The organism is Mesorhizobium sp. M7A.F.Ca.CA.004.04.2.1 (assembly GCF_004022825.1).
In the GTDB taxonomy this organism is placed as follows: Bacteria; Pseudomonadota; Alphaproteobacteria; order Rhizobiales; family Rhizobiaceae; genus Mesorhizobium.
In genome coordinates, this window is record NZ_RZPH01000514.1 from 1 (window position 1) to 4,193 (window position 4,193).

At 61.3% G+C, this 4,193-nt stretch carries 4 protein-coding genes and 1 pseudogene; 1 reads left to right on the top strand and 4 read right to left on the bottom strand.

From position 1 onward, the window contains the following. The coding region (locus EN893_RS21405) for a LysR substrate-binding domain-containing protein (RefSeq protein WP_245490875.1) at positions 1–575 on the top strand (575 nt) is incomplete at its 5' end. Between the two features lie 80 nt (positions 576–655). Here the strand turns inward: EN893_RS21405 and EN893_RS21410 are convergent. From EN893_RS21410 to EN893_RS21425, 4 genes and pseudogenes are all read right to left on the bottom strand, one after another. Further along, positions 656–1,474: an MBL fold metallo-hydrolase gene (locus EN893_RS21410; protein WP_127269112.1), complete on the bottom strand. Its 819-nt coding sequence runs from the start codon at positions 1,472–1,474 to the stop codon at positions 656–658. A 3-nt stretch (positions 1,475–1,477) separates the two neighbouring features. Continuing rightward, the gene (locus EN893_RS21415; protein WP_127269113.1) at positions 1,478–2,272 is read right to left on the bottom strand and encodes a TatD family hydrolase; all 795 of its coding nucleotides are present in this window, start codon (positions 2,270–2,272) and stop codon (positions 1,478–1,480) included. Continuing rightward, the gene (metG, locus tag EN893_RS21420; protein ID WP_127269114.1) at positions 2,272–3,822 is read right to left on the bottom strand and encodes a methionine--tRNA ligase; all 1,551 of its coding nucleotides are present in this window, start codon (positions 3,820–3,822) and stop codon (positions 2,272–2,274) included. Before metG ends, EN893_RS21415 begins: the two co-directional genes overlap by 1 nt. Positions 3,823–3,963: 141 nt before the next feature. Continuing rightward, positions 3,964–4,193, bottom strand: a pseudogene (locus tag EN893_RS21425) (DNA polymerase III subunit delta'); the annotation flags it as partial.

A 4,193-nucleotide genomic window follows, 5' to 3' on the forward strand; every position in this document is an offset into this window, starting at 1 on the left:
CTCGGGCAGCCCCACGGATCTGCCTTCGCTTTGTCCCCAAACCTGACAAAGACGCGCGGCCGCTAAGGGAGGGGCTCATTGATCTGGAGATCGGCCTGCTTGGAACGTCCGCGCCGGAGATACGCACCCAGTTCCTGTTCCATGACAAGCTTGTCGGCGTGGCCCGAATTGGACATCCTCTTCTCGAGCGCGCGGCGGTGACCGCAGAAAGATATGCCGCCTGCGACCATGTCTTGGCGTCCAAGGATGGGGAGAGAATCGAGCCCGTCGATGCCGCCCTGGAGAAGCTGGGGCTTAAACGGGCGATAAGGGTCGTCGTGCCTGGATATCCGGATGCAATGCGGATTGCACGCCAATCGGATCTGGTCGCGCTGGTGCCGCATTCATGCCTGGGCAACAGCTTGACGAGCGATCTCCCTGTCACATCGGGTCTTGCGACCTTCGAAGTCCCGGTCCCCACGCCGGAGTTCAAGATATCGGCGATGTGGCATCCGCGAATGGACGCCGACCCGGCCCATCGCTGGCTTCGCGATACTGTGATGGCCGTGTGCCGGGCAGCGTATCCGAGACGGTGAGGTCACGTCGTCATGCATACCGGCATCGGCAGCGCTTTGGGTACGCGAGCCCTGGAGCCGGTCATGAAGTTCTGTTTCTTTCACGCTGATTCGTAAGGGATTTCAATCATCATCCCATCATAGGCTGGTTCGACATTGGCTGGTGTCTCGGCCACCACCGTTGCGTAGTCGAGCGGCACGTGCATATGCGTCAGCACCGCATGTATCGGCGCCAGCCGCTCGATCCAATCAAGCGCTTCGCCAAGGGACAGGTGACTAGGATGTGTCCGGTATTGCAGCGCGTCGATGATCAGCACGTCGAGGGCGCGCAGCCGTTCGGCGGTGGGTTCCGGAAAGTCGCTGATGTCGGGGCAATAGGCGAGGCCGCCGATGCGGAAACCGAGCGATACGATGTCGCCGTGGATCTGCGGCAGCGGCTCGAGGGTGAGGGTACCCCCCTCTCCTTCGATGACCACCGGCCTGGTGTGGTCGATGAGATGCGGCCTGACGATCGGCGGATAGGAACTGCCTTGCGGCGTCTCGAAACAGTATCCGAACGCTTCCCGCAGCCGAAGCATCGTCGCCCTGTCGGCATGAACGTCGATCAGCTGGCGCTGATCGAGAACGAAGCCGCGCAGATCGTCGATGCCATGGATATGGTCGGCATGCGGGTGGGTATAGACGACCGAATCGATACGTTTAACGCCGGCCAGCAGCATCTGCTGCCGAAAATCCGGCCCCGTGTCGATGACCACAGTCGTGCGGCCGCCATTCGACGCGATCCGCTCGACGAGTGCGGCGGCACGCGTGCGCCGGTTCTTCGGGTTGTCGGGGTCGCAATTGCCCCAGTCGCCGGTGATGCGCGGCGTACCCGGCGACGAGCCGCAGCCGAGAATGGTGAGGCGCAGCCGGTCGGTCATCGTTCAGGCGCTTTGCTCTACAGGCCGCGGCATCTTGCCGAACAGCCGGAAGAAATTATCCGTCGTCAGATCGGCGATTTCAGCTTCGCTGACGCCGATGGTTTCGGCCAGCACCTTGGCGGTATGGGCGACATAGGCCGGCTCGTTGCGTTTGCCGCGAAACGGCACGGGCGCCAGGTAGGGCGCGTCGGTTTCGACCAGCAGGCGGTCATGCGGCACATCGGCGGCAATGGCGCGCAACTCAGCCGAATTCTTGAAGGTCAGGATACCCGAGAACGACACGTAGCCGCCGAGAGCGACGCCAATTTCGGCGAGCCTATGTCCGGAAGAAAAGCAATGCAGGATGAAGGGGAAGGCGCCCTTCCCCGTTTCGGCCTCAAGAATATCAGCCATATCTGCATCGGCATCGCGCGAATGGATGACCAGCGGCAGCCCCGTTTCGCGTGCGGCGGCGATGTGATTGCGAAAGCCTTGTGCCTGCGCATCGCGTGGCGCCTTGTCGTAGAAATAGTCGAGACCGGCCTCGCCGATCGCAACCACTTTCGGGTGGGCGGCCAGCCGTACCAGATCGGCAGATGTTACGTCTAGCTCTTCCGCGGCATTGTGCGGATGGGTGCCGACCGAACAGTATATTTCGTCGAAAGTCTCTGCAATTTCAATAATTTGCTGAAATCTCTTCACGCGAGTTGAGATCGTCACCATGCGGCCTATACCGGCCGCCTTGGCGCGAGCGACAATGGAAGCCCGCTCCTCGGCGAAATCTGGAAAATCCAGATGGCAGTGGCTGTCGACGAGCATCAGACGTTCGCGTCCGGCTGGTCGACGTAACGTGGGAAAACCCCTTCCGGCACGGGTAACGCGGTGCCCGGCACCAGCGCATGGTCCGCGTGGACATGCGCGAAATCGCGGCTGTCCGCCGGCACCGCCAGCAGATCGAGCAGTTTGGCGGCTGATCCCGGAGTAAAGGGCAGACACAGCACCGCCACGCGGCGCACGACTTCGGCGGTCGTCCACAGCACCGTTTCCATGCGCACCGGGTTGGTCTTCTTCAACGCCCATGGCGCCTCTCCGGCAAAGTAGCGATCGGCTTCCGCCACCACGCCGAAGATCGACGCCAGCGCCAGATGGATGCCCTGCTCGGCCATCGCCTTGCGCGCGGTGTCGAGAGCGGCGACGGCCTGGTCCAGGATCGCGCTGTCGGCATCCGTCAGGTCGCCGCGCTGTGGCACCACGCCGCCGCAGTTCTTGGCGATCATCGACAGCGAGCGCTGCGCCAGGTTGCCGAGACCATTGGCAAGGTCGGCATTGGTGCGGTTGACGATCGCGTCATGGCTGTAGCTGCCGTCGTTGCCGAAGGGCACCTCGCGCAGGAAGAAGTAGCGCACCTGGTCGAGACCGTAGTGCTCGACCATCGCGAATGGATCCACGACGTTGCCAACCGATTTCGACATCTTCTCGCCGCGGTTGAACAGGAAGCCATGCGCGAAAACGCGCTTTGGCAACTCGATGCCCGCCGACATCAGAAAGGCCGGCCAATAGACCGCATGGAAGCGGACAATGTCCTTGCCGATGATGTGCGTAGCCGGCCAATAGCGCCATTGCTCGGCCTTTGTGTCGGGATAGCCGGCGGCGGTGATGTAGTTGGTCAAGGCATCGACCCAGACATACATCACATGCTTGTCGTCGCCCGGCACCGGCACGCCCCATTTGAAGGTCGTGCGCGAGATCGACAGATCCTTCAGCCCGGACTTGACGAAGCTGAGCACCTCGTTGCGGCGCTCGGTCGGACCGACAAAGTCGGGCTGGCTCTCATAAAGCGCCAGCAATTTGTCCTGATAGGCGGAAAGCCTGAAGAAGTAGCTTTCTTCCTCGTTCCATTCGACGGGCGATCCAAGCGGTTCGCGACGCACGCCGTCGTCGCCGACGATCGTCTCACCTTCGTCGAAATAGGCTTCCTGGCGCACCGAGTACCAGCCGCTATAGCGGTCGAGATAGATGTCGCCATTGGCGGCCATCGCCTTCCAGATTGCCTGGCAGGATTCGTAGTGGCGCGGTTCCGTCGTGCGGATGTAGTCGTCGTTCGAGCCACCCATCGCATCGGTCATGGCGCGGAAAATCGCCGAATTGCGGTCGGCCAGCGCCAGCGGCGTTATGTCTTCCTTCTCGGCCGTTTGCTGCATCTTCAGACCGTGTTCGTCGGTACCGGTCAGGAAGAATACGTCCTTGCCATCCAGGCGCTGGAAGCGCGCCAGGGCATCGGTTGCAATGACCGTATAGGCGTGGCCGATATGCGGCTTGCCGTTCGGATAAAAGATCGGGGTGGTGATGTAGAACTTGTCGCGTGACATGAATGAACCGTCATGAATGTCTGAATGGAAAGGCGTGGCGGTGGATATCGTATCGAGGCAGCATTTGCCATCCCGATGCCAATGCATGCCGCCCAAAAGTGGCCCCGGTTTTGGGGACAACGGCATGCATCGGGAAAACCGTCACATTCGCATTGCAGAATTCAGGCGGTCGATCATGATCAGGGCGTGCTGCTTCTTGTCGAGATTGTAGGTATCGGTCTCAGATATAGCGTCCAGCGCCTCATGCCAAGTGTCCGACAATTTTTTGGCCCGTGCGAGATCGCCCGCCAGTGCTGCCTGACTTGCCGCGTCCGACAACAGGTCCAGCGCCCGGCGGTTGAAGATATCGAACTGGATCGCCTGATCGCGGC